This is a genomic window from Pseudoalteromonas sp. SG45-5, from assembly GCF_014164085.1.
GTDB classification, from domain to species: domain Bacteria; phylum Pseudomonadota; class Gammaproteobacteria; order Enterobacterales; family Alteromonadaceae; genus Pseudoalteromonas; species Pseudoalteromonas aliena.
The window spans coordinates 1-22,040 of record NZ_JACJEM010000058.1; the positions used below are offsets into that span (position 1 = coordinate 1).

The 22,040-nt window shown below is 39.2% G+C and carries 20 protein-coding genes; 5 read left to right on the plus strand and 15 right to left on the minus strand.

Annotated features, from left to right (window positions below):
• Positions 1-233: 233 nt before the first annotated feature.
• Entirely contained in the window at positions 234-803 is a 570-nt protein-coding gene (locus tag H5119_RS16630) for a short-chain dehydrogenase (RefSeq protein ID WP_182703014.1), read from the minus strand.
• Between the two features lie 222 nt (positions 804-1,025).
• Between H5119_RS16630 and arfB the strand changes: the two genes are divergently transcribed.
• Positions 1,026-1,439 carry an alternative ribosome rescue aminoacyl-tRNA hydrolase ArfB gene (arfB, locus tag H5119_RS16635; protein WP_182703015.1) on the plus strand — a complete coding sequence of 138 codons (414 nt, stop codon included), beginning with the start codon at positions 1,026-1,028 and terminating at the stop codon, positions 1,437-1,439.
• Between the two features lie 521 nt (positions 1,440-1,960).
• Here arfB and H5119_RS16640 read toward each other — a convergent pair.
• From H5119_RS16640 to H5119_RS16660, 5 genes are all read right to left on the minus strand, one after another.
• Positions 1,961-3,010 (minus strand): DUF2955 domain-containing protein, encoded by a 1,050-nt coding sequence (locus tag H5119_RS16640; protein WP_182703016.1) that lies wholly within the window; start codon positions 3,008-3,010, stop codon positions 1,961-1,963.
• A gap of 10 nt (positions 3,011-3,020) precedes the next feature.
• A complete protein-coding gene (locus H5119_RS16645; RefSeq protein ID WP_182703017.1) occupies positions 3,021-4,085 on the minus strand; it encodes an HlyD family secretion protein in 1,065 nt (354 codons plus the stop codon).
• Positions 4,075-4,560 (minus strand): MarR family transcriptional regulator, encoded by a 486-nt coding sequence (locus H5119_RS16650; RefSeq protein WP_182703018.1) that lies wholly within the window; start codon positions 4,558-4,560, stop codon positions 4,075-4,077. Before H5119_RS16650 ends, H5119_RS16645 begins: the two co-directional genes overlap by 11 nt.
• Before the next feature lie 211 nt (positions 4,561-4,771).
• Positions 4,772-5,656 carry a spermidine synthase gene (locus tag H5119_RS16655; protein WP_182703019.1) on the minus strand — a complete coding sequence of 295 codons (885 nt, stop codon included), beginning with the start codon at positions 5,654-5,656 and terminating at the stop codon, positions 4,772-4,774.
• Positions 5,649-6,272, minus strand: a complete 624-nt coding sequence (locus H5119_RS16660; protein WP_077538782.1) for a fused MFS/spermidine synthase — start codon at positions 6,270-6,272, stop codon at positions 5,649-5,651. Before H5119_RS16660 ends, H5119_RS16655 begins: the two co-directional genes overlap by 8 nt.
• A gap of 535 nt (positions 6,273-6,807) precedes the next feature.
• Between H5119_RS16660 and H5119_RS16665 the strand changes: the two genes are divergently transcribed.
• From H5119_RS16665 to H5119_RS16675, 3 genes are all read left to right on the plus strand, one after another.
• Positions 6,808-7,263: a GNAT family N-acetyltransferase gene (locus H5119_RS16665; protein ID WP_077535380.1), complete on the plus strand. Its 456-nt coding sequence runs from the start codon at positions 6,808-6,810 to the stop codon at positions 7,261-7,263.
• A 383-nt stretch (positions 7,264-7,646) separates the two neighbouring features.
• Positions 7,647-8,165 carry a hypothetical protein gene (locus tag H5119_RS16670; protein ID WP_182703020.1) on the plus strand — a complete coding sequence of 173 codons (519 nt, stop codon included), beginning with the start codon at positions 7,647-7,649 and terminating at the stop codon, positions 8,163-8,165.
• A gap of 110 nt (positions 8,166-8,275) precedes the next feature.
• Entirely contained in the window at positions 8,276-9,247 is a 972-nt protein-coding gene (locus H5119_RS16675) for a hypothetical protein (protein WP_182703021.1), read from the plus strand.
• 78 nt (positions 9,248-9,325) lie between these two features.
• On the opposite strand, the gene H5119_RS16680 is transcribed toward H5119_RS16675, so the two are convergent.
• The gene (locus tag H5119_RS16680) at positions 9,326-9,826 is read right to left on the minus strand and encodes a lactoylglutathione lyase family protein (RefSeq protein ID WP_007378784.1); all 501 of its coding nucleotides are present in this window, start codon (positions 9,824-9,826) and stop codon (positions 9,326-9,328) included.
• A gap of 107 nt (positions 9,827-9,933) precedes the next feature.
• Between H5119_RS16680 and H5119_RS16685 the strand changes: the two genes are divergently transcribed.
• The gene (locus H5119_RS16685) at positions 9,934-10,800 is read left to right on the plus strand and encodes a LysR family transcriptional regulator (RefSeq protein WP_182703022.1); all 867 of its coding nucleotides are present in this window, start codon (positions 9,934-9,936) and stop codon (positions 10,798-10,800) included.
• 304 nt (positions 10,801-11,104) lie between these two features.
• On the opposite strand, the gene H5119_RS16690 is transcribed toward H5119_RS16685, so the two are convergent.
• From H5119_RS16690 to H5119_RS16725, 8 genes are all read right to left on the minus strand, one after another.
• Complete coding sequence (locus H5119_RS16690) at positions 11,105-12,184, minus strand: heparan-alpha-glucosaminide N-acetyltransferase domain-containing protein (protein WP_182703023.1); 1,080 nt, start codon at positions 12,182-12,184, stop codon at positions 11,105-11,107.
• A complete protein-coding gene (locus tag H5119_RS16695; RefSeq protein WP_182703024.1) occupies positions 12,168-12,806 on the minus strand; it encodes a (2Fe-2S)-binding protein in 639 nt (212 codons plus the stop codon). Before H5119_RS16695 ends, H5119_RS16690 begins: the two co-directional genes overlap by 17 nt.
• Entirely contained in the window at positions 12,799-15,147 is a 2,349-nt protein-coding gene (locus H5119_RS16700; RefSeq protein WP_182703025.1) for a GNAT family N-acetyltransferase, read from the minus strand. The genes H5119_RS16695 and H5119_RS16700 overlap by 8 nt, the downstream gene beginning before the upstream one ends.
• 15 nt (positions 15,148-15,162) lie before the next feature.
• Positions 15,163-16,341, minus strand: coding sequence for an MFS transporter (locus tag H5119_RS16705; protein WP_182703026.1), 1,179 nt, complete (start codon positions 16,339-16,341; stop codon positions 15,163-15,165).
• Complete coding sequence (locus H5119_RS16710) at positions 16,338-17,657, minus strand: lysine N(6)-hydroxylase/L-ornithine N(5)-oxygenase family protein (protein ID WP_182703027.1); 1,320 nt, start codon at positions 17,655-17,657, stop codon at positions 16,338-16,340. Before H5119_RS16710 ends, H5119_RS16705 begins: the two co-directional genes overlap by 4 nt.
• Positions 17,657-19,198, minus strand: a complete 1,542-nt coding sequence (locus H5119_RS16715; protein ID WP_182703028.1) for an aspartate aminotransferase family protein — start codon at positions 19,196-19,198, stop codon at positions 17,657-17,659. The genes H5119_RS16710 and H5119_RS16715 overlap by 1 nt, the downstream gene beginning before the upstream one ends.
• Before the next feature lie 786 nt (positions 19,199-19,984).
• Positions 19,985-20,662, minus strand: a complete 678-nt coding sequence (locus H5119_RS16720) for a haloacid dehalogenase type II (RefSeq protein ID WP_182703029.1) — start codon at positions 20,660-20,662, stop codon at positions 19,985-19,987.
• 161 nt (positions 20,663-20,823) lie between these two features.
• The gene (locus H5119_RS16725) at positions 20,824-22,020 is read right to left on the minus strand and encodes an alpha/beta hydrolase-fold protein (protein WP_182703030.1); all 1,197 of its coding nucleotides are present in this window, start codon (positions 22,018-22,020) and stop codon (positions 20,824-20,826) included.
• Positions 22,021-22,040 lie beyond the last annotated feature (20 nt).

Sequence of the window (22,040 nt, forward strand, 5' to 3'; positions counted from 1 at the left end):
GTTAAGAAAATTACGCTAGAACTAGGCAAAAATTTTTGTATCTAGTTGTTCTAAATAAAAAATTTTTAACGACGTTATAGTGCAATTTAATTCGTTAAATTGATCAAAGATTTATGCAGTTTGGTGTAAGGCAAAGCATAAACTTTGTAATCACTTGCTGTTATTAAAAAATATTATATAGGTAGAAACCAAAAAGGCGGCAAATGCCACCTTTTTATATAAAGCAATACAGCTTATAAAAGAGCGAAAAGCTTTTTAAGTTGCGGCATGTATTCACTCACAAGCTCAAGATTACTTTCGCTAACAACTGGCTCACTTGATTTAGCGGCACTTGATGCATTGCCCAATGAGCCTATTAGCGAGCTAGCGCCTTTGTCTTTAACGCTTTTCATACTTTGAAAACCACCCATTAATTTATTAGCGGTTTCTTTGTTTTCGTCAGATAAACCCGACTTAAGGTTTTCGATGTAAGCCATAGACACTTCTGAGCCGACAGTAATTAGCTGTTCTGGTGTAAAACCGTAACGGCTCGTCACACCTTCAAAGCTTTTATACAAGTCGTACTCTTTAATCATACTTAGTGCACTGTTAGCTAACGAACTTTGCTCTGATGTTGTTTGATCAGCAGATGCACCTAACATGCTTCCTAAATCAATACCTTTTAAAGAATCTTGAGCGCTCGCCCAGCTTGTTACCGCAGGTAGTGCTTTCATGTAGCTTTGTAAATCACCTTCGGTGATGTCTTTTGCAAAACCAGAGAAGCTCATTGCTAACAAACTAAGTGATACGAGTATTTTTTTCATATGGGTATTTCCTATTATCGGGGGCTATTTTATAAAGCCCTAAACAAATAGGGCAGTTCAATTAGAAACTAAATACCTGCATGTGCCAACACAAAACAATACATTAGCGAATTTTACAGTACAATTCATGGGAGTTAACGAAAGTACTAGGATTTTAGTTGATTCACCCTAAGTCTATGTACAGGTGATATAATGCATTTTTAACAACGAGAGCTAAATACAATGTTAACAATTTCAAATACAGTCACAATTGATGAGTGGGAACTAGAGCTTACCGCTATTCGCTCTCAAGGTGCCGGTGGTCAAAATGTTAACAAGGTAGCAAGTGCTATACATTTACGTTTTGACATTAACCGCTCTAAATTACCTGACTTTTACAAAGAACGCTTACTCGCTTTAAAAGATTCTAGAATAACTAAAGATGGCGTGTTAATCATTAAAGCACAAAGCCATCGTACACAAGAGCTTAATCGAGACGATGCACTTAAACGTTTAAAAGACCTTATTTTAAACGCTACAGTAGTAAACAAGGCTCGAAGAGCCACCAAGCCAAGTCGAAACTCTCAACGTAAACGCATGGATAAAAAAACCAAGCACGGCCAAAACAAGGCATTGCGTGGCAGTGTGAAAATTTAACATGTAAACGCGAAGCCTTTAAATAACTCAATAATTAGAAGCCTTGCTTCTCACGTGAGCAAGCTCTACGTCTACAAAATTTGCAACCTTATTAACTGGTAGACGCACAGCTTGCTGGCGTGTAAAAACGTAGTTTTTAAAACAACTCAATAATTAGAAGCCTTGCTTCTCACGTGAGCAAGCTCTACGTCTACAAAATTTGCAACCTTTTTGACTGGTAGACGCATAGCTTGCTGGCGTGTAAAAACGCAGTTTTTAAAATAACTCAATAATTAGAAGCTTTGCTTCTTACGTGAGCAAGCTCTACGTCTACAAAATTTGCAACCTTGTTAACTGGTAGACGCGCAGCTTGCTGGCGTGTAAAAACGCAGTTTTTAAAACAACTCAATAATTAGAAGCTTTGCTTCTTACGTGAGCAAGCTCTACGTCTACAAAATTTGCAACCTTGTTAACTGGTAGACGCGCAGCTTGCTGGCGTGTAAAAACGCAGTTTTTAAAATGGCTTAATAATTAAAGTTTATTTAATCAAAGGTATGATGGCGCGTTGCACTAAAGCGATTAAGCAAATGATGCATAACATATACAGCACATAAACTTAAAATAATCGCCACCGATACCGAACTAAATCGATACAACGCACTGTAAATTAAGTCCTGCCCTGGGCCTAATGACTGACCAAATAAAATACCAAATGTGGTTAATACACCAAACCCTATACCAGGTATACCGCCGCCTAAAATATGGAATCGTGCAAATACAAACGATAAAATCCACAATATAGCCACCGGAAACAGTAAAAAATCGGTGTGATTGTACAAAAACAACTGCGATAACAGCGCGGCATTGCAACCAATCAATGTACCAATTGCACGTTGCCAGCCTGCCATACCTGCTGCTTTCCAACACAATGAAAATAAAATAAGTACTGAGGCCGCTTGTGCTGAAATTGAATCTTGTAAATCAAGCACCTGAAAAACTACAAACGAAAGCGTTGCCACACTGGCGCAAAGTAGCACTTCATGGCGGATGCTTTCTTTAGGTTTAGCTGGCATTACTCGCCCAGGACGTGCGGTTACATCTGGAAACACCCCATGCATTATCGCGGCAATAATTACGGTTAAAATAATAGCCAAACCGTTACTTAAAATCAGCGGGTAGATACTACTGCCTTGATCAACATAGCTCGAAAAATGCAGTTGAATTGAAAGGCTAACCACGCCTAAAGCACCAAATAAAAAGGCGCTACCGCTACTCATTTTATGAAATAAAAAACAAAATATGCCAAATACAAGTAGCGTCATAACGACAGGCAAGTGAGAAAATAGCCCCTGTATTATAAGCACTATAAATGCACTAAAAGCCGCCGACGCTATAAATTGGTTAATAACGCCACGGCTTAAGGTAGGTACCATGCCGAGTAACAACATAGGATAAACAGTAAAAAATATACCGTTTGGCCAATTCATCAATTTACTAATAGCAAAACCAATAGTGCATCCGCCGGCAATACGCAGTGCTTGGCGAAGGCCATTAGAATCTAATTGTGGGCCTTGGCTAACAACTTGAGTCATACCTTCTCCATTAATAAATGTAGTGCAACCAACTAATAAACCTAATTTGCGCTGCGCCAAACCACTGCCCAATAGCTGACTCTGGCAGTAATTGCACTGTAGCACGTGCACCACTTGGCATATTTTCAATTAAACTTTGATTGTTAACTAATGTTAGATGAATACGTTGACGCTGCGCATCACGCACCCAACGGTTACTAGTCTCAGTAGTACTTAATAAGCCATTGGCACTTAATTGACCATTACTGACACCGGCCTCAAATGTTTCAAGTGTTGCATCGTAAACCTCTCCTGGGCGACTATCAAAAACGACTTTTGCTAGGCTACCGCGCTTCATGTGCAGAAGTGACTTTTCTCTAAAATCGGCAACTAAGTCCGCTTTTTTAGCCACAATCGCTAATAACGGTTTACCTGCAACGGCATATGCACCATCAAGCAATTGTAAGTTAGCAACTATGCCATCACTCAAGGCACGCACTTGCGTATACGATAAATTTAACTCGGCTTGTGCTAACTGATTTGCAGCATGGCGCATTGCTAAATTTTGCTCACCCAACTCACCACGGGCTAGAATAGCTTCTGCTAATTGCGCCTCATACGCTGCTACATTGGATTTGCTTGCTTGATAATTAGCACGAATGCTTTCAAGCTTTTGCTCTGATATAGAGTTTTGTTTGTAGAGTTTTTCGCCTCGACTTTTTAGTAATTTTTGCTCATGTTGTTTAGCTTTTGCTGCACTTATTTGCGCTTCAAGTGCTTTAACATTTGTATCGAGTCGCTTGTTTTGTAATTTAGCATCGTCAAGCGCCAGCTGAGCCTGTTCGTACGCTAAATTATAAGGACCTGGGTCAATGTCAAACAATACATCACCAGACTTTACAGGTTGGTTGTTACTTACTAACACATTGGTTACTCGACCACTTATTTGTGGTGATATTTGCACAACAGGATGATATACGCGCGCTTGAGGTGTTACAGGTAAAAAAATATCAGCCATTAAATAATAAATAAACACTAAAGCAAACCCAATGAGGGAGAGTCTTACATAGCGGGCAAATTTTTGATCAGGTGTCATTTTTAGCCTTTGCTTGAGAGTTAATGCAATTTAGAGCGTTTTCTTCCATTTTTACCAAACCGTATGCCATCGCATCTAACTGTGCATGGCTAAAACCGCTATATAATTGTGCTTTAATATCTGTTATTCGCTCATTTAAGGTGTATAAAATACTGCGACCTTGCTCGGTAAAATAAAGTTTTTTACTGCGTTTATCGTGCTCATCTACACGGCGCACAATCAGCGATTGTTCTTCTAACTGTTTAAGTGTGCGGGTAAGCGACGGCATCTCTATGCCTAAACTCTGTGCCAGCGCTAACTGAGTAATGCCTTCTTTGAGCATATTTATATGCATTAGGGCTGTCCAGCGCGACTGCGTTAACCCTAAAGGCTCAACAGCAATAGTTATCGCCTCACGGCATAAGCGGTGCACACGGCCCATATTGCCGCAAAGTGTTAAATCAAGAGTTTCATAAAATGGAATGTTTTTAACCATAGCGCGCTCAATTAGTTAGCAGGCTAACTATAATATCACTACTTAATAAACAACGTAAATATATTAGTTAAAAATGAATTAAAGATTTGTAGTAAGAAATATAAGCGAGGTATAAAACCTCACCTAAATAAAAATAAACGCCATACTTGTCGGTGCTATTTTACATCGCGCTCAAGTAACTAATTTATTATTTACAGCTTTATAAAGCATCTTAAAAATTAAGTAGGTTGGCTGGCGAGTATTGATCGGTGAGTACTTTGGTATCAGCAGGCCAATCTTGACCGTCTTTTGTAAAATACATAAATTCGCTAATTGCTTTTATATCAATGCCGTATTTTGCCAAACGAGGCTCAAGTATTTTAACCCGTGCCTTTATTTGCTCGTTAGTAGGCGGCGCTTTAAGTCCCGCTAAAATAATACGATTACTGCGATTTTCACGGCTTACATTTATAAAATCGCCAAATACAGCGTGGTAAGTTGCCGATTCATGCTCGTATAGTTTACTGCTAGAAAACGTATTAGCAGCAATTATACCGCCGTCGGCCAATACACTTTGTACTTCTTCAAAAAACTCTTTAGTGAGTAAGTGCTCTGGAATATAGTCGCCATTAAAGGCATCTAAAATAATCCAATCGTATTGTTGTTTTTTTATTGCAGCGCGCTTTATAAAAATACGACCATCTTGCACGCTTGATGTCACCAAATCATTTTCTATAAAGTTAAAGTAGTCGCGGGCAACTTTAGTCACTGCGGGGTCTATTTCTACATTATGAATTTTTGCCTCTGGATATAGTTCATGAATAACATTAGAAAGCGTACCTCCGCCTAACCCTATAATAAGTACATTTTTAGGATTATCGGCTACTAAAAGACTGGAAAAAGTAAGTTTAGTGTAGTTAAAAACAAGTTTGTCGGGGTCATTTTTGTACATGCAGCTTTGGCTTGTTTGACTGCTTTTAGTATTAAATTTAAGACAACGTAGGTCCCGAGTTTCTTCAACAATAATATTACGGTAAAGCGAGCGCTCTTCATGAATAACTTTGCTAAACGTCGATCCCGAAAACACGATTAACAGCAGTAAAAAATATTTAAGCATGGGCAAGTTCCTTATTACTCGCCAAGGTATTAATAACCATAGCCACCAAACCTAACGACCCTAGTGTTAAAGCAAAAGCGCCAATAATGGTATTTACGTCAAACGCGAGTACAAAGTAAAAAGAAGTGATAATAGTACCCAGCGCACTGCCAAGTGTACTTACAAAGTATAAACGGCCCGCTACTTGACCACTTTTATCACTATCGGTTACCAGTAAACGTACAGAGTAGGGCGAAATCATGCCTAAAATAACGGTTGGAATAAAAAATAATGCCGTTGAAGCTAACAGCGAACCATAGCGGCTATCTTCAATATGCGTGAATATAAACTCCATTATTGGCTGCGAAAATAACGTAATAGGCACCACCATAATACTGGCGACTAAAAATATTAAACCATATTTAGTAAGCGATGCATTTTTAGTACTTAACTTACCGCCAAGTAAATACCCAAACGACAAGCTAAGCATAAACACCGTTATTATGCTGCCCCAAATATGTACACTGCTTCCAAAAAAAGGCGCAAGTATTCGCCCTCCTAAAAGCTCAATCCCCATAATGCAAAAACCACTGCAAAAGGCTAAAAAATAAATTAATGCGTTTGTTTTTAAGGTCATGTAATTATCGTTTTGTAACTTAATAGAGCTCCATACTAACGTGATGTAAACATCCCCGCTAGTATAAAAACCACTCAATAAAAACCCTTTAAAAGCAAATTAGCCGTGTTTAATATTAGCGGCGCGCAACAGAGTAATTCAGTAACAACCTAAGTTTGCCGTGGCTAAACACGCAGCGCAGGCAAAAGCGACTCGTCGTAATGTTTTAGAAACAAAATACGATCTTGTTGAGCTACCCAGCACTATGGTTTTGGTGGTATTTATATAACGTATTCATGCTAAAGCGATAAGCCGACATTACTCCTGACTAAATGCAATAATTAATTGAGTAAACAAACAGTTGTGTGCTTACATATTTAGGGAAATGAGCAAGGGACACATCTTGTTCCATTTAGCTTTGCCTAAAAACAATTAAAAACTCAGTAATAGCAATATTTTAGGTAATTTGTTAAAACTATATAAAATAGGAAAGTGAGCGTTACATCGGCAAAAATATGCACGATCGCGATAAATTGTTAGCAGTATAGGGAATTATATGACCATTAGAGAGGCTATTCAGAACGATGCAAGTCAAATTAGTTTACTAATTTCAACACTAGCTGAAAAGTATATTTTGCCTAGTTGTTCGAATGAAGGTGGTAAATTATTGCTTGCTTCAATGGCACCGGATTCTATCAAACAGTATATTAATGATGGCTATCAATACCATGTTGTTGAATATGATAGCAGAGTCATCGGAGTAATAGGTATCAAGAATAATTGCCACCTTTATCATTTATTTGTTTCAGACTCTCACCAAGGCAGAGGATTATCTAAAAAGCTTTGGTTGCACGCAAAAAATATTTGTCATCAAAATGGCAATGAAGGTGTTTTTACTGTTAATTCGGCCTTAAATGCTAAGAATGTATATCTTAAGTTAGGTTTCACACCTACCGGTGAAGTAAGAGAAAAATCAGGTATTAAAGATATACCCATGAAAATTTACTGCTAACCGAGTAGCTGGAGGGCTCTAACCTCCAGCCCACATAACACCCGTCATGCGCTTTTTATTAGCAGGAAGTGTAATGAGCGGTTCGCCTCCTGTAATGAAAGACCAATAAACAATACACCCATGCTAAATTTTGCACTTTTTAATCAGGGGGCTGTACTGTTCCTTCAACTAGCGTGGTTGTCTGGTTTAGTAATTATACCTTCTAAGATATCAATTAAAACAATATCAAACTCTTTTTATATTCTGCGTAAAAGTACAGTAATCGATTGAACCAGAATAGGAACTCAGTTATGGTTAAACCATTAATGAAAATGAGTTAATCGACAGACTCGTTAGCTGTTTCTCAAAAATGGCGTTAACTTACAATAAAAAGATTTACTCAAATGACTGAATATTTAAAAAGATATAGTACTTATTTTCTATTACTTTTTATAGTTGGGTGTGCAGCTACAACCGAAACTAAAGTTGATACTTTCGATGGAAAAAAACGAATTACAATGTCACCAGGTAAAGTGTATAAGGAGTCTATCTGGGCGAGCCCTGAATCTTTGATCTGGGCAAATATAGAGTGGAGTGAAAATAATTCTGAAACAATTTTATTTAGTGTTCAAACTATTGGAAGTATACCTTCTTCCGTAAAAATTAATATTAATGGTGAAATAACAGAACTTAAATCAAGTGCTCAGAGTTCAATTACAGATACAAATCTTATGGGAAGAGCCGCAGGACAAAAGACTTTCACAATAAATCAGAAAGAGTTTTTAAGAATCATCAATTCAGAAAAATCGACTATCAGAGTAGTTACTACATCAAATGAATTTGTAGATGGAATATTATCAAAAGATGAACCTGAGTCATTTATTCGTGGTGCTAAAAAAGTAGCTAAAAAACTTAATTGGTAAAAACAGCTGATAAAAATTTAAAGCTAGAATACACGACTCTATTAAAAACCATTTAGGATGACACACATCTTCATTACCAGAATTACATTCGTCTTGCTAAGGTAAGTGGCTTGAAAAACAATAACATGCATAAGCCAAGGTGGGTTTATCTATCTATATTTTTAATAGTCTCTCTACTGTTATGTACTGTCGGTTATTTTTACAATAAAGCGTCGGATCCACCGACTTCAGCAGAGCAAACCTCTAATTATTTAACTGTATTACCTCAAAAAACTCCTAAAAAAGCAGTCAATACTGACTTACTGACCAACAAAAAGGTGACTAACAGTGCCCTTTCATCAAGCGAAGGTAAGTATCAGCGAGTTATTATGACCAGACCGCAATGGAAACTTCAAGGGGAGTTTAGGGAGCACTTTAAACGCTTACAAGCGGCAGCAAACGATGGTGATAACGAAGCAAAATATATCATCGCTACAAACTTAAGGTATTGTTTGTCGGCACCAATTGATGACAACGCTCTACAAGCTGAGCTAGAACAAATCTCTCAGTACAGTGATGTCGGCGAAGCCGCTGATAGTAAAATAGAAAAGTTTGATTATTGTAAGGGCATTAATAGTATTGAGCGTCACCAATTTTATGCGTATTTAGAAGATGCAGCGAAAAATGGGTTTGTCGCCGCACAAGAGTCATTTGTTAATCTAACGGCTGAGTTTTTTATGAAGTCGCAAGGTTTTTCGACACTAAAACGCGCTGAGTTCATTCAAAAAAGGGATAATTTTAATAAACAAAAAATAGTATTTTTAGAATACGCTGCTCAACATGGTAGTGAAAAAGCATTAATCTCTTTATCTAATGTGTATTATTCACAGCAACTTGGTGAAAAAAGTTTTGCAAAGTCTTACGCGCTAAACCGATTAATTATGGAAATCACCGATAATAATGATATTTATAATCGCTATGCGTGGTTTGAGCAGCGACAGTATCCGCAACTTAGCGAAAGTGAACTTGCCAGTGCAAATGAAATAATAGAGCAGTGGAGCGCGATCATAAATAAAAACGGCACCGTATACCCTCACGATTAGTAAAAATAAAAGCGCTATAACTGAAAAAAAGGCCGCAGTAATAAATACGGCGGCCTTTTTTATTTAGCTAAGTGTTATTTAATAAGCACCTGCGCTGTAAATTAGCTCGTAGCTGTGGCTGTAAATTTCAAGGATGTTGCCAAACGGGTCTTCCATGTAGATCATGCGGTATGGCTTTTCGCCAGGGTAATAATAGCGCGGGGCTTGCATACGTTTTTTACCGCCTGCTGCTACAATACGCTCTGCTAAGCCTTCTACATCAGGATCTTGAACACAGAAATGGAAGATGCCTGTTTTCCAGTATTCAAAGTTGTCTTTTGGGTTTTCTTGGTTTTTAAATTCAAAAATTTCTACACCAATACGATCGCCTGTTGAAAGGTGCGCTATTTTGAATTTTTCCCATTTTTCACCAAATACTTCGGTACACATTTCGCCAATGGGGCTTTTGTCTTCGGTTATTAAAGTGGGTTCCATTATTGTGTACCAACCCATAACCTTAGTGTAAAACTCAACGGCTTTTTCAACGTCGGGGACCGAAATACCAATGTGCGAAAAACTACGTGGGTATGTATGACTCATAATGCTTCCTCTTTAACTTATCTTGTGACTAGTTGATGGAGTTAGTTTACGAACCAAACAACATTAAGTAAAATTATCATTAATCATCATTTTGAGTACGTTTTGTAATGATAAATCTGACATGGTTAAACACATTTTGCACCTTGGTTGAGGTAAATCACTTTACTCAAACGGCTGAACGCTTATTTATGACGCAGTCTGGCGTAAGCCAGCATATTAAAAAGCTAGAGCAACAAGTTAACTGCGCTTTACTTGAGCGCCACGGCAAGCAGTTTTCGCTCACCGTGCATGGACAAAACTTATATCAGCAAGGCAGTTTGTTATTAAAAGAATGGCAATTTTTAGAACAACAATTAAAAGATGATTTGCCTTACAGCGGGCTGGTAAAAATACAATCACCGGGGAGTTGTGGGCTACAATTTTACAGCCAGTTATTAGCGCTACAAGCTACGCACCCAAAGCTAACTATTGATTACCGCTTTGCACCAAACACAAGTGTAGAGCAAGCCGTGGCAAACTATAGCGCCGATATAGGTTTTTTAACCCAAATGCCGACCCTTAGTGAAGTTACCAGCCACAAAATAGGTAAAGAAGCTTTATTATTAGTGACCCCCGCAAATATTGAAAACCCAACGTGGGAGGTTTTATGTGAACTTGGCTTTATTGGTCACCCTGATGCAAAACACCATGCACAGCTTTTACTTAGCGAAAACTACAGTGAATTTGAACATGTTGATCAAATAAAGCAGACGGGGTTTTCTAACCAAATAAGTTTAATATTGGAACCTGTAAGTTTAGGGCTAGGCTTTACCGTTTTACCTGCTCATGCAGTTAGTGCATTTAATAAACCTGCGCTTATAAAAACGCACCATTTAGCCAACCCAATTAGCGAGAATATTTATGTGTGCCATCATCGCAATAGGCCAATGGCAAAGCGCATGCACACAGTTATCGAATCGATAAAAGCAAACTAGGGCGTGTTGACCTTCAGTGGTTGAATTTGCAGCAGTGTGTTTGGTATTTAAGCAAGGCAGAGCCTGTGATGTGTGGTTGTTCCCCATAAATAGGCGATAACGCAGCATAAATACCAAACATGCGCTGCCCGTTGGGTTCTTTCTAGGGACGATTAACTCTTTGTTGCTCGGTTTTTACTTAGCCCACTAGGTTACAAACCTCGCGCCACGATTAAATCGCCCCTAGATTGAACAAATTTCAATCCACAAAGGTCAACACGCCCTAGGGCGCTTAAAGTCGCGCCCGTAAAGCCCCTTTACAGTTTTAAGCAGTGCGTTTAGTTTTTTGCATAACGCCTATAGTAGTGCGTTTGCTTTGCAAATAGAGTTTATGTACTGCAAAGGTAAGTAAACTCACAAGCACCATTAAGTACAACGTTGGCCAAAGCGTAAGAGTATGGTAACCAAATACTCCCATCAGCCAGCAAATAAGTACCCATTGAATAACATAAAGAGCCGTTACATGTTTGCTCGCATATAAAAGAGCACGTGTAATAGGTCCACTACTTTTATTGGCAAATAGGTATTGTAATAACGCAAGTGCACATAAATTTAAACCGATTAAATAACTAATGCCCCCACCGTTTAAATGAAAGAAATTCCCAAACTGACCTTTAAAATCAACGGCTAGCCAAGCAGCACCAACAATAAGTAAAGCTCCACCAAGCCAAGCACATACTTTGTATAAGTATTGCTCATCCTTTTGCTTTTGCTGATATATTCGCCCTAGAACATAGCCCGTTAATATGGCGCTTATCCATGGAAATACCGGAAAGTATACTTGATAATTATTAGCAAAAAATACATCACTTACATAGGGTAAAAGCGCAAATTGAGACCCTCGAACAAACTCACTACTTAATGCAATCGCAACAGCTAAAGTGGCAATCCAATATGTTTTCCAGCGCGCAATATTAAGCACTGCAAACAGGAGTAAACTAACACCGGCAAGCTGTAAAATATCACCCGTTAGTAACATAAATTTTAGTTGCTCTGAATTTAAAGGGCTTTGCCATCCGTAAGCATTAATAAACGATTCAGGCATAGTGTTAAACACCTCAATAGGCAGCCAAAATTTAGCCGCGTTCATAACATACCCAAGTAACAATAATTGAGCGCCGCGCTTTGCTAAAAGCCATGGCGCTTGCCTGCGCGAAAGCGCCATTGATATTCCCATTGCGACTAAAAAAGACGCAGTGCCTTTTCCTAATATGTGAATAACAGTACCAAATAGACTGCTACCTTGCAGATCTGGTGTTGCGAACATCCACAAGGTATGCACGATGATCATTATAAAAACGCTCGCACCACGGGCAAGATCGATGGTTTTAAGACGTTGGTTCATTATTTTTAGAATCCTTTTTTGGACAGGTTTGGCACTTGTCATATCCAGCCAAATAATAACGACAACACGTTAAACGCAAAGGTAGAGGCTCAAATAAAATAGTGAGTTCAAATCCTTGGCAAATAAGTGAATGTAATTGCTTATGGCAGTAAGTAATATGTGTGGTGTGTGCTATAGCTAAGCTATTTGCGCGCTGTATAGCGTTATTTAATGTGTCGAGCAATAATCGCCCTTGCTCTTTTTGACTAAGCGCTAGGTCGGTATTAATCCATTGCCCTACCTGCGTGAAAAAGCGGATGAGCGCAGCAAATTGCATCTTTTTATTCGCAGTTGATGCATGGCTAAAACTTAAACCCCGACAATACGCGCCATGTAAATGCACTAAGGTGTGTGTGGGCATAACGGGACTTTGCTTTTTTGTTAACCAATAGGTGTAAGCGTAAATACTTTGCCAGCATAGCTGCAAAAATAAATGTCGACTTACAAATTGATCAGGAGCACTTGGGTAGTGCTCCTTACAACGTTGAGCTAATAAACGCATCAATGTTAAGCTAGGAACAAGGCCATTTTCAGGCTCATTACTACTAAACAAAAAGTGCGCTAGTGTACCGTGTTTAGCCATAAAGCGAAGACGCCACAGGGTTATTTAAACTTCCTGCAAACTGCAAGCTACCGGCAGGGTCTGCTAAATCAACCATTTGCTTATTATTTCCAAGCTGTAAACGGTTTAAACATGAATGAGCAAACTCGTCACTAAAAAAGTCATACTCTTTAAATCGCTCATTTAGCGCAGGGGTTGCATGCTGATACGCTTTAACACTTTGCGATACACATTGCCAAAATTCATGCTCCGTAATGCGTTTTTCACGTACTAAAATAGCCACTAAATATCTAAAAAAGCAGTCAAACACATCAGTAAAAATACTCAATAACTCATGCTCTTTAGGCATAGTAATATGAATACGTTTTACGCTTTCAGGGAGTTGTTCATCACTGTTGAGCAGTGCAACTTCTTCGCCTATGTCTTTCATGTAAGCACCTACCGGCACTGAGTTTTTAAGCTTTAATATAAGGTTTTCGCCATGCGGCATAAACACTAATTTATGTGCGTAAAAACAATGAACTAAAGGAATAAGATACACATTAAAGTAAGCTTGTAACCAATTATTTGTACTCAAACCACTTTGATCTAGCCATGCCCCGACCATACTTTGGCCGTTATTATCTAAGTGTAATAAGGCTGCCATAGTCGTTAATTGTTCATCACTGTTGAGGTTATGATTTGGGTTTTCACGCCAAAGGCATGCAAACATTTTTCGATACGCGGTATCCCCCAATGCGCTTTGCTCAAATGTGTGATGTGCGTAGCCTAGCGTAGCGTACTCTCTAAGGGCGACAAAGTTAGTCGCCTTCAGTTGTGTATCTTGACTTACTTTATCAAACACCCAATCGTTAATAAGAGGCGTTACTGCCATGTACGCACGAGAAAGCCCTCGCATAAAGCCCATATTTAAAATTGATAATGCTACTTTTAAATAAGGTTTGTGCGGGTGCGAGCTATTATATAAAGTACGAATAGATTGCTGCGCTTGATACAAGTCATCACCTTGGCCTAAATACACTAATCGCTCACTGGCCAGCTCGTTGGCAAATACAACACTTAGCTTATTTTGCCATTGCCAAGGGTGTGCAGGCATTAATAGATAGTCGTCTAAATTTAGGTTTTTATTTTTTAAAGCGGCACTAAAATGATCGCGAGTAGTTAAATCAAGTTCACCGTTTATATGACTCTCGTAATCAGCAAAATATTTACTATGCGCAAATGTACACACACTTTTGTGCGCTGCTAACCAAATTACTTTAAAGTGCTTACCAACCTCTGGTGCATAGCGTAAAAAATCGCTTTTGCTAAACCCAATACGACCATTATTAGCGATAAAAGCAGGGTGCCCTTCGCTCATTGCTGATTCTATTTGTTGTAAACCTTGTTGCGCTAATTGCTCTGCACTGGTTGTATTGTTTTCACGTTTAAAGCATGCACTGGCAAGTGTGGCATTCAATTCCTCAAGATACGTTGCCAAACGCTCGCCCGTTAAGCCAAGTAAAGGCCCTTGCATACTAAAAAAGCGAAGTACATCAAGTGGCTTTTGCTCGTCACTTGAGTTGTAAAAACATAAGCTTGGTTCATCTATGTCTATGTGGTTAAGCGCCATAGCGCGGCCACTAAAGGTAAAATACCCTCCTTCAACATTTACTTGCCACGTTTGATTTATTTGCTCAGCTATTAAAAGGCGCTCGTGTACAAGCTCCGTTAATGCCTTGCTTTGCAAATGCCGATTAGCCCACTGCCAATGTGAATGCTTAACATAATCAGTATTTAACGGTATTAGCATTTGCGCAAATAATTGGGTGTGCCTGTCAAAAGCAGCCTTCTCGCAAAACCCTAAATAAGCTTGCTTTTTGCCAAGCTGAATGTGCTGCGTATGCACAAATCCTAAGCGTTTATTTAGGGTATGAATTTTATTATTCGCTATATCGGGCTCTACAACCACTCGCGCTGCTGCGTTGTTAGCAAAAATACTCTGTAGCACGCACTGCATCATTTCAAAACTAAAATGGCGTTTTGGTGAAGTATTTGGCGAGAGTAAAATATGCATACCCACATCGTGCTTTTGCGCTTTGTAAGCCGCTGTCATTAAACTATCTTGCGCTGGATCGTATAGCTCAACGAGCGCTAATAACTCATTATTTTGCTCTATAACATATGCATGATGATGAGTATTACTAATAATGTCTTGATAGGCGTTACACATTTGCTGTTCTGTTTGGGTATTCATACCCCAAAAGTGCGCATAAGGTTGCTTAAGCCAAGTACAAATAATTGACATATCAGTTGGCTGCAATAAACGTATGGTTACCTTGCCGGTATGTTCAAGCGTGGTTGAAAATGATGAAAAATACATAAAATCTCCGAAAAATTAAGACGCAATACGTACAGTGCGACCAGCAAACTTAACTCGCCACAATAAAAGTAATGCAAGCCCAGTAAAGCCAATGGCTGCAAAGTAAAAGGGCACTGTGCTAGAAAACTGCTCTACGCTCACACCCACAAGTAATGAGGCAAAAATAACCCCAACATTTTGCGCTATGTGTACTTTAGAAAAGTCACTGCCATAATGCGCGGGCTCACTTTTTGCAAACAGCATTACTTCTAAAAGCACCATGACTTGAAATAACGCAATGCCATATAAAACCCGAGCCAAAATAACTAACATCACTTGTTGCTGAGCCTGAAAGTAAAGCCCAAGCGCTGCAAATGCCATTGCACACAACAGCGTAGAATTGCGGCTCATTGTCGGCCATAACAAACGGTGTCTAAAGTGATTAAAAATAAGCATAGAAAGCGCAGCAAAAGCAGGAATGGCATAAACAAGTGCGCTTTCAAATGGGCTACTTTGCACGCTTAATGTTTGCCAATGGGTTGTAAAAAATGGCCGAATTAAAAATGCGCTAAAGTAAACCACCACACTTAAAAAGCAAAACTGCCAAATAAAGTAAGGAGTACGTGTACGCGGTTTTTCAGATTCGATTGCCTGTTGGCGTATACCTATTTTTAATGAAACCATTAAATAGGCACATAAAAGTACTTGTATTAAATCGCCTGCACCACTTAGCAATAACGCATAACGTGGCTCGCCTAACCCTAAGAAGTAGCCGCCAATTAACGCGCCACCAATAGCGCCAAAGTGCATAAGAACCGAAAACAAACCTATTATCGATAAATGCTGACGCTGCTGCGCTAGTCGCAGTGCAAAAGGGTAAATGAGTAAATAACTGGCTTTAAAAACAAGCATTAACTGGTAGTAAAGCCAAAACTCCCAAGCCGTGTTTGCAAAATAGCAAAGCACACCAAGCAGGGCAGCAATAACTTGTGTTACTAACCACAAGGCCAGCTCATGATATTTTTTAGCTACTTTAGCCCAAAGAGGTAAAGCAAGCATGACTGTTACACAGCAGTTAGCAACAAATAAACCAATCAGAGAAGGGTCCTGTATAGCAAATTCGCTGGCAAAAAATTGCGGGTAAAACGGCAGTAGCAAGGTATCGCATACAACCGAAATAAGCGTCAGCAAAATAAGGGCAATGCGTAAACTCATGCGGCATTACTCTTTTGCTGTTCAATAGTATCAACATCACTTAAATCAAAGCACTGAAACGCGATTTTTTGCTCTACTTGGTATGGTGCATAGCCCAAAATTTCACGTAAAATAATGCTGTTTCGATAGCACGCCATGCCTAAGTCTGGCGTTACAAAACCATGCGTATGTTGCTCTGCGTTTTGTACAAAAACCTGCTTTTGCGCTTTATCAACCGCATACTCACGACTCACAATATAGCGCCCGTGTGCATCTTTTGGTAGCTGCTCAGAAATACCATTTAAAAACGCAGGTCGAGAATATTTAAACCCAGTAGCACAAAGTAAATAATCGGTTTCTATTTCAAAGTGTTGATCAAGCTCATGATGATAAAAATCTGTAAGTAATCGCTCACCTATTTTTTTCACGCCACTGAGCTTGCTGTTAGTTTTAAAGGTGGTTGTAATTGGGCCGTCTAGACTTTGCTCGTAGAGCGTGTCAAAAATGTTGTTAATTAAATCGCCGTTAATGCCTTTAAACAGATTTTTTTGGCTTTGATTAAGCCAATCACGTTGCTCGGTTTTTAAATTATAAAAATAATCTACATACTCAGGAGAGGTCATTTCCAGCGTCAGTTTAGTGTATTCAAGCGGAAAGTAACGCGGTGAACGCGCAATCCAATCTAGCTGCAATCCATTGGGTACAGCTTGCTGTAATAATGTTTGATAAATTTCAGCGGCACTTTGCCCTGCACCCACAACTGTTACGCGCTTTGCTCGCTTTAATTCGTCAAGGCGATGACAAAAATCACTACTGTGCATTACATTAGCCGAGTTACTTGCCGTTGCGCACTCAGGAATATAAGGCGCAGGGCCGGTTCCTAGCACCAGGTGGCGAGTAACATAACTTTGCACGCCATTTAGTGTGTTGCAAGTTACCGTATAACATTTACTTTGCTCACAAAATTGTACTTGTGTAACTGTTTGTTCAAAGGCCACATTTGAAAGTTGAGAACATACCCATTGGCAATATAAATTGTACTCACGTCTTAATAAAAAAAAGCTCTCACGAATATAAAACGGGTAAAGGCGATTATTAAGTTTAGCGTAATTTAAAAAGCTATATTTGCTCGTTGGATCGGCAAGCGTCACCAAATCCGACATAAATGGCGTTTGCAATGTAACCCCTTCAAGCATCATACCTGGGTGCCAATCAAATAGACTGCGTTGTTCTAAAAACAAACTCTTAACTTCACCCAGAGGTTCGCTTAAACAAGCCAGCGATAAGTTAAATGGACCCAAGCCAATAGCAATAAAATCGTAAGGTTCAGTATTCATTACACTTGCTCCTTTTTATAAGCCTGCCAAGCAATATCACTGATTCGATCAATAACGGCACGTATATCACTAAGCTGGCATAGAGCGTTAAGTAACGTAAATTTAAGGTAGTGACGCCCGCCAACTTTAGTGCGAGCAATCATGGCTTCGCCGGTTTTTAAAAAAGTGCTGCGCACGTGTAAATTTAACGCATCGAGTAAGTCTGGGTCAGTTTGTAAATCAGCGGGGGCAAAGCGAAATACCAAGGCGCTAAGTTCAGGATAATTAATAACTTCAAAATCGGGATGATCGTTCAATACAATATGCGTTTGGCGCGCAAGCCCGATAACTTTATCAAACGCATACCCAAGAGGCGCTTCGCCTATTGTTCGTAGCGTAAGCCATAATTTTAATGCGTCAAATCGGCGGGTGGTTTGTAAGCTTTTATCAACCAAATTAGGCACGCCGTTACCAGCCTCAGCCAACGGGTTTAAGTAATCGGCATATAATGTAATATGGCTAAAGTAGCGCTTATTGCTTAATAAAAATGCACTGCAACTAACTGGCTGCATAAATGATTTATGATAATCGATTGTGATTGAATCGACCTTTTCAATGCCATTTAAAGCATTTCGGTGGTTTTCGCTAACTAATAATCCGCCACCATACGCTCCATCTACATGACACCATAGCTGCTCTTGCTTAGCCAAAAGTGCAATGTCGTTTATGGGATCTATAGAGCCAAAATCAGTAGTACCAGCGGTGATCACCACTGCAATAGGTAATTCGCCTTGCGCCTTACTAGTTGAAACCGCTGTTTTAAGTGCATCTAAATCCATTTGCATTTTACTGTTGGTTGCAACGGGTACAACCGCGTCGTAACCGAGCCCTAATAACGCAGCGGCTTTTTGAATACTAAAGTGCGCCACCTCAGAGCAATAAATACGAAAGCGAGATGCAATTGCTGGTAACCCTTGCAGTTTTACTTCATGCCTTGGCGCATAGCGTTCAACGGCTACCTCACGTGCAACAAGCATTGCCATTAAATTCGATTGTGTGCCACCACTGGTAAATACACCATCAGCGGTACTAGGAAAATCTGCTTTTTGACAAGTCCAATCTATTAGCTTTTGCTCTATCAGCGTTGCCCCTGCACTTTGATCCCACGTATCTACCGAGGTATTAATAGCAGCAATAATATGCTCAGCCACAACAGCAGGATAAGTAACAGGGCAATTTAAATGTGCCATATAGCGAGGGTGGTGAAAGTACACAGCATGATCTAAATAAACACTTTTTAGCTCGTCAAGCACTGCCGGAAAATCGGCAAGTGGTTTTGACAAATCAACATCGTTAAGTGTTTTAGCCAATGTACTTACCGACACTCCAGAAAACGGCTTTTGTGCTTTGGCCATAGCCTGCTGCACTGCAGATAACCCTTGTAGTGATGCTATTTGGTAATTAATAAACTGCTCTAAATTAAACTGAGGGGGTAATTCGTTTTGCTCAAAAAGGGGTTGGTTCTCGACTGCATTTAGTTGCAGGCTTTGTGACTGGGACACGTTCGCTCCTTAAAGGTACTCATTTTGGGTGCGGCGATCTTAATGGTAACAATTTTCATTTGCAATAGTTAAAATGGATGAGTTACTGTATTTTTATATTCTAAAAAATATTAAACTCTTTCAATAAAATCTATTTTTAACAGTGGGTTGTAAAAAATAAAGAGGATGGAAAATATAACTAAATAAAATAAAAATTATTTTTAAATGATTTGATACTTTTATTTAAAATAAAAAACAGTCTGAATCCTGTCAAAAAACCACTAAAACTTAAATTTTAATGGCATTGATAGCTTTCTAGGATTAAATATACGAGGTTATTTGGGGTTGCTGAAGATTTAGTATGTAAACCCCCTTTACACCTATCGTGCGTGCACAATAAGTGTAAAGGTTATTACTAGGGCGAGTTGACCTTTCGTGATTTATTTTGCAGCAGACTGTTTGGTATTTAGGCAAGGCAGAGCCTGTGTAGTGTGGTTATTCCCCATAAATAGGCGATAACGCAGCATAAATGCCAAACATGCGCTGCCCTTTGGGTTCTTTCTAGAGACGATTAACTCTTTGTTGCTCGATTTTTACTTATTCTTACAGGGATGTAAGCCATTAGAGTAACGCAGGAGCAGTTACCGAGCCCACTAGGTTACAAACCTCGCGCCGCGATTAAATCGTCCCTAGATTGAACAAATTTCAATCCACAAAGGTCAACACGCCCTAGAATCTTATTTATCTATTAAATCAGAGGGCTTATTTTACGAGTTAAATTAGTTCAAATATTTATGCTAATTACCGTTAGTTAACGCTTTTTAGCTTTTCTTTTAAGTCGAGTAAGTCGGTTGTAATAGTGGTCGGTTGTATTTCCCATGGATCAAAAATAGCCTCGTCAGAGCGCTTAATCCACGCGGCGCGCATACCATGCGATATTGCGCCAGTTACATCAAACGGGTTGCTTGATATAAGCCAAGTATTAGCACCCGTTGAATTTGCTTCACGTAAAAAATGGCTATACACACCAGGGTTTGGTTTAAAGGTTTTAATATCATCGGCGCTGATAACGCCTTCAAAAAGATCACTAATATCGGCTGTTTCTAACAAAGTATGAACCGCATCGACAGCACCATTGGAAAATGCAAATAAGCGATAGCCTTGTGCTTTTAAGCTCTCAAGGCCTGCTTTTACATCGTCGAATGCGGGGAGGGTTTTATAACGCTCTAGTAGCTGTACTTTTTGTTCCTCACTCAGGTCAGTTTTATGCGCTAGGCAGGCATAATCGAGGGCGTGTTTTGTACAAAGCGAAAAGGGAACATAATTTTGCATTAAGCCACGTCTGAATGAGTACTCTAATTGCTTTTCTCGCCACGTATTTGAAAATACTTGGGCGTTGTCGCCTATCATGTCGTCGAGTAACGTAAGTACACCATGAGTATTTATTAGCGTACCGTATACGTCAAATGCCAGTGTAGTTGCCATGTTTGCTCCGCAATAAATTAAGTTAGATTTAGCTTATATACTCGCAGCTTAACTTATTTTGAACAAACGCTCAAATAAGGTGAGTTAATCATATTTATAAATGCTCACGTCATCAAAAAGCGAACATTTATAAACTATACTGGTATACCATTAGCCACTATTTATTGTTGTAACAGCGCAATAAGTCTGTTTTTACGAGCTAGGTAAACATCGTAACCAAGGTAATTTTTATCAACAAGGGCTAATGCTTTTTTTACTTGCTCAAGAGACTCTTGGTACATTCCGCTACTTTCATAACCATATGCTAAGCCATTGTAAGCATCTGCTGTATTTGGATAAAGAGAGATCCCATACTTAAAAATCTTTATGGCTTGATCTAATTCACCTATATTTACAAAATGATAGCCGAGCTCTCTGATCATTGATTCCTGAGGGGCAATTTCCTCACCATGTTGAGCAGATAAACGCTGATAATATGTAGCAATTGAATGAGTTTCGCCTGTGTATGCACTAACTGGCATTTGTAGCGGTAAAAACAGCTTTTGATAGGCATTAAATGCTCCCGCAGCAAATGTAAGGCCATGAGGCACGTTATCAAACGATTCACTAATAAAAGTAAGCGCCTTTGGAGTGTTCGCCTTTAAAAACATATTCATATCGTCGAAGCGTTCTCGCATTATGCCGCTCTCTTGGCCTATATTCATATACAAATAATTAGGCAATGTTTTGCTATTGGCAAAAAATGCTTTAGTGCTTTTTGCAGCAGCGCCGTAATTCCACCACACTGCTGGGCTATAAGCTATGTGAGCTTGAAATAAATCAGGATTAGTTTGAAGGGCATAAAGTACAAATACGCCTGCAGCAGACGCACCTGAAATTACTTTAAAATCATGAGTACGGTACTTCTCATTAACCAATGGAATAAGCTCAGTTTCAATAAATTCAAGAAACCTTGCCGCGCCGCCACCCAAACCAACGGGGCCTGCTGGTTCCTCATTTTTAGTTGGGTACAAGTCTTTTAACCTATCCGTGTTTTCAATTGCCACAATAATGACTTCAGGCGCGGCCTTAGTAAAAGCGGTATGTAAATGCGCTAAAACTGGCGTCATATAAGCAAGGTTTTCTTTACCATCGAGTCGATAAATCACGGGGTATTTTTTATCAATATTTTTATGGTAACTTTTAGGGAGTTGAATAGTTACAGTTCGCTCTTGTGCAAGTGCTTTAGAGGCTAATACTCGGGTATGTTGCTCATAGCCATTACTCGTATTTGTTATTTGCACAGCAACAACGGGAGCTGCAAACAATGACGCAAAAATAAAAGCCGCAATAAGCTGATAAACATTCCTGTACTTCATGCTAATTAGTCCATTTATTC

Excerpts from the sequence above, each read along its gene's own strand:
- H5119_RS16630 (WP_182703014.1), bottom strand. The coding sequence starts at position 803 with ATGAAAAAAATACTCGTATCACTTAGTTTGTTAGCAATGAGCTTCTCT.
- arfB (WP_182703015.1), top strand. The coding sequence starts at position 1,026 with ATGTTAACAATTTCAAATACAGTCACAATTGATGAGTGGGAACTAGAG.
- H5119_RS16640 (WP_182703016.1), bottom strand. The coding sequence starts at position 3,010 with ATGACTCAAGTTGTTAGCCAAGGCCCACAATTAGATTCTAATGGCCTT.
- H5119_RS16645 (WP_182703017.1), bottom strand. The coding sequence starts at position 4,085 with ATGACACCTGATCAAAAATTTGCCCGCTATGTAAGACTCTCCCTCATT.
- H5119_RS16650 (WP_182703018.1), bottom strand. The coding sequence starts at position 4,560 with ATGGTTAAAAACATTCCATTTTATGAAACTCTTGATTTAACACTTTGC.
- H5119_RS16655 (WP_182703019.1), bottom strand. The coding sequence starts at position 5,656 with ATGCTTAAATATTTTTTACTGCTGTTAATCGTGTTTTCGGGATCGACG.
- H5119_RS16660 (WP_077538782.1), bottom strand. The coding sequence starts at position 6,272 with ATGACCTTAAAAACAAACGCATTAATTTATTTTTTAGCCTTTTGCAGT.
- H5119_RS16665 (WP_077535380.1), top strand. The coding sequence starts at position 6,808 with ATGACCATTAGAGAGGCTATTCAGAACGATGCAAGTCAAATTAGTTTA.
- H5119_RS16670 (WP_182703020.1), top strand. The coding sequence starts at position 7,647 with ATGACTGAATATTTAAAAAGATATAGTACTTATTTTCTATTACTTTTT.
- H5119_RS16680 (WP_007378784.1), bottom strand. The coding sequence starts at position 9,826 with ATGAGTCATACATACCCACGTAGTTTTTCGCACATTGGTATTTCGGTC.
- H5119_RS16685 (WP_182703022.1), top strand. The coding sequence starts at position 9,934 with ATGATAAATCTGACATGGTTAAACACATTTTGCACCTTGGTTGAGGTA.
- H5119_RS16690 (WP_182703023.1), bottom strand. The coding sequence starts at position 12,184 with ATGAACCAACGTCTTAAAACCATCGATCTTGCCCGTGGTGCGAGCGTT.
- H5119_RS16695 (WP_182703024.1), bottom strand. The coding sequence starts at position 12,806 with ATGGCTAAACACGGTACACTAGCGCACTTTTTGTTTAGTAGTAATGAG.
- H5119_RS16700 (WP_182703025.1), bottom strand. The coding sequence starts at position 15,147 with ATGTATTTTTCATCATTTTCAACCACGCTTGAACATACCGGCAAGGTA.
- H5119_RS16705 (WP_182703026.1), bottom strand. The coding sequence starts at position 16,341 with ATGAGTTTACGCATTGCCCTTATTTTGCTGACGCTTATTTCGGTTGTA.
- H5119_RS16710 (WP_182703027.1), bottom strand. The coding sequence starts at position 17,657 with ATGAATACTGAACCTTACGATTTTATTGCTATTGGCTTGGGTCCATTT.
- H5119_RS16720 (WP_182703029.1), bottom strand. The coding sequence starts at position 20,662 with ATGGCAACTACACTGGCATTTGACGTATACGGTACGCTAATAAATACT.
- H5119_RS16725 (WP_182703030.1), bottom strand. The coding sequence starts at position 22,020 with ATGAAGTACAGGAATGTTTATCAGCTTATTGCGGCTTTTATTTTTGCG.